Genomic DNA, 3,282 nt, shown 5'->3' with positions numbered 1-3,282 from the left:
GCCGAGGGGGGCTCATGGTGCGGGCCCGGGGTGAGGCCCGGGTGTGGGACGTGCTGCTACCGGGTGACGGACCAGCGTCCGGTGTCGGGCGGCGGTGCCGTGTGGAGGTCGCGCATCCTCAGCAGCGCCTCCCCCTTACGGGCGAGCTTCTCGACCGCGTCGGTGAAGCGCTGGACGGACGGTGGGACGGCGGGGCCGAGCAGGAACTCCGTCACCTCCTGGCGGGTGGTGCGCAGTTCGTCGAGGGAGGGGTCGAAGAGCGGGCGCAGGACGGTGTCCATACCGGATGCCCCGGGACCGAGCAGATAGGCCGCCCTGGCCAGGGTGTGCTGCCGCCGGAATTCCTCCTCGGTCAGCCCGGCCGGGATGGTGAGCGCGTACGGCTTGAGGGTGGCGAGGAAGTCGCCGACCACGCCGGAGAGGTCGCCGTCCGCGCCGGAGCGGCTGTCCCCCACGCCGGAGAGGCCGTCCGCGCCGGAGAGGCCGTCCGCGCCGGTGCGGCCGTCCGCGCCGGAGAGGCCGGTGATCAGCAGATCGGCCTGGCCGAAGCAGGAGTGCAGGGTGGGGGTGTCGCCCTCGATCACCTGGTGGAGCCAGGGCGGTGAGGCGGCCCAGTGGGCCTGGTGCCACTGCCGGCGCAGGTCCTCGGCCTCGGTCAGCAGGGCCGGGTCGGGGGCGGCGTGGTCCCGGGTGAGCATGGCCTCGTCGGCGTCCGCCCGGCGCAGCCGGGCCTCCAGCGCGGCGATGCGTCTGGCCAGTTCGGCGCGGTGGCGGGCGGCCTCGGCGCGCAGCGCCCCGGCGTCCCCGGACGCCTCGCCGACCGGGTCGGCGGCGCGCCGCTCGTTGGCCGCCTGGATCAGGGCGGCGATCCGGCGGTGGGCGGCGCGGGCCTCGGGGGAGCGGCGGCCGGTGGGCGGATGCGGCCGGTAGAGCAAGCGGACCGGGCGTTCGCTCTCCAGCAGCGCTCGTACGATCGGCTCGTCCGCCGTGCCGGGCTCGTCCGAGGCGGGTGCGTACAGCACGGTGGGGACCGGTGCGGGGACGTGGCCGGTCCCGGCGGCGCGGAGGCCGTCCAGCTGGGGGCGGCCGATCTCCACGATGTCGGCGTCCTCGACCCCGACCGCCGCCTGGACGTGGCGGCGGCGCCCGGCCTCGCCCGCGACCCACACCTGGTCGTAGACCTTGCTGTACGGATCGACGGCCCGGTCGCCGTCGCCGGGGGCCAGGAAGACGTGCTGCATGGTGGGGATCCGCAGCAGGTGGATGTTCCGGCCGGTGTTGGCGGGGTAGAGCGCGACCCGCACCCCGCTCAGGTCGAGCCGCGCCAGATGCGCGGCGTCCGGGACGCACAGCACCGGCAGCGGGGTCGGGTCCAGCGCCTCCAGCAGCTCCCGGTCGCGCAGGACGACCAGGGACGGGGTGGGCAGCGCGGCCACCGCCCCCAGCCATCCGGTGACCTGGTGGACGCGGTCGCGCGGGCCGGAGAAGTACAGCACCGTGCGGGGGCGGTGACGGATCAGCCAGGCGTCGACCTCGGCCAGCACCTGTGCGGCGCCGGGCAGCCGGCGGACGGCCCGGACCAGGTACGGAACCAGCGCCACCACCGTGATCAGGCAGGCTCCGGCGGCGAGGGTGAGCGCCGCCACCACCCAGCGGGCGTCGCCGGTGGCCAGCGACGCGGTCAGCCCGAGCAGGGCGGACAGCTCGTAGGCCAGCATCCGCGGACCGGGCCATTCGGTGAGTCTGCGGGGCGGCCGGTCGCTGATGTCCAGCCGGCGCAGATCGATGTTGCGGGCCGCGACCGCGAGGGCGCGGCGCCGCCGGATCAGCGTGGTGAGCGCGGCGTGCAGGGCCTGGCCGGCCAGCAGGCACAGCACCAGCGTCATGGCCGCGGCCAGCCCGATGGGGCCGGTGACGTGGAGCCGGCCGAGCAGCAGGAGCAGCAGGACGCAGCGGAACTCGAAGCGCGGGGTCGCGCCCATGTGCAGCCGCCCCAGACGGGCCATCAGCCCCGGTTCGGTGCGGTGCAGCAGCAGCTCACAGCCGCAGCCGGCCAGTCCGGCCGCGGCGAAGACCCCCCCGGTCCCGGTGAGCGCGGCCACCGCCATGGTCACCAGACACCCGGTCAGCGCGGCGAAGGCCGCCAGACCGCGGGGACTTCCGATACCGAGGCGGTTCATGACGCGTGCCCTTCGCGGCGGAGCGGATGAGACGTCCTGACTGCACACTGTAGGCGAATAGTCGTATTTATGCCTTTTGTTGTCTCCGTTGGTGACCGGGGCAGGTGAGGTGGACGTGAACGGGCACAAGCGTGCGATCTCCGTGTCGACGGCGGTCGCGGTACCGATGGCCGTCATGCTCTGCCTGGGGCTGTGGGGCCTGGACCGGGGCACGATGTGGCGCGACGAGGCCGCGACGTACCAGATGGCGCGGCGGACCCTCCCTCAGATCCGCGAGACGCTCGGCACGGTGGACGCCGTCCACGGGCTCTACTACCTGCTGATGCACCTGGTGCTGGCGCTCCGGCCCTCCGAGGTGACCATGCGTCTGCCGTCGGTGCTGGCCGCCGTGGCCGCCACCGGCCTCGTCGCCGCCCTCGGCTGCCGCCTCGCCCGGCCCCGGGTGGGCCTGTGGGCCGGACTGCTCTACGCGGTCACGCCCGTGGTCACCCATTACGCCCAGGAGGGCCGCTCCTACGCGCTGGTCGCGGCGGGCGCGGCCGGGGCGACGTATCTGCTGGCGGGCGCCATCGCCCCGGGTTCGGCCTGCGCTTCGCCGGACCGGGGGGCGCCGGGTCCGGCCTGCGGGAACGCGCGGGGTCCGGCCTGCCGGGACGCGCGGGGTCCGGCCCGTACCCCGCCGGATCGGGGGGCGTCGGGTCAGGCCCGTGCTTTGCACCGGGAGTCGTCGGGTCCGGCCTGCGGGGACGCGCCGGGTTCGGCTCGCACTTCGCCGGATCAGGGAGCGTCGGGTCCGGCCTCCTGTACCTCGCCGGATCGGGGGTCGTCGGGTCAAGCCTGTACGCCGCCGGATCGAGGGGCGTCGGGTCCGGTCCGTACCCCGTCGGATCGGGGGGCGTCAGGTCAGGCATGCCGGGACGCGCCGGGTTCGGCTCGCACTTCGCCGGACCGGGGGGCGCCGGGTCCGGTGCGTACCCCGCCGGACCGGGACGCGCGCCCGCCGGGTCCGGCGGCGACACCCGGCCCCGGGGCGGCTCCCAACCCCGGGGCGGCTCCCAACCCCGGGGCGGCTCCCGGCCCGGCCGCGGGCCCGGCCCCGGAC

The 3,282-nt window shown here is 75.9% G+C and carries 1 protein-coding gene and 1 pseudogene; one reads left to right on the top strand and one right to left on the bottom strand.

Annotated elements, in window-relative coordinates; translation table 11 throughout:
* Nucleotides 1-56: 56 nt before the first annotated feature.
* Nucleotides 57-2,180, bottom strand: a complete 2,124-nt coding sequence (locus AXW62_RS39360) for a hypothetical protein (RefSeq protein ID WP_060948527.1) — start codon at nt 2,178-2,180, stop codon at nt 57-59.
* Between the two features lie 166 nt (nt 2,181-2,346).
* Here AXW62_RS39360 and AXW62_RS46530 point away from each other — a divergent pair.
* Nucleotides 2,347-3,282: pseudogene (locus tag AXW62_RS46530) on the top strand (glycosyltransferase family 39 protein); the annotation flags it as partial.

This window comes from Streptomyces hygroscopicus subsp. hygroscopicus (assembly GCF_001553455.1).
Taxonomy (GTDB): domain Bacteria; phylum Actinomycetota; class Actinomycetes; order Streptomycetales; family Streptomycetaceae; genus Streptomyces; species Streptomyces hygroscopicus.
Note: the sequence above shows the minus strand (reverse complement) of the source record. Positions and strands in the feature narration are given on the sequence as shown.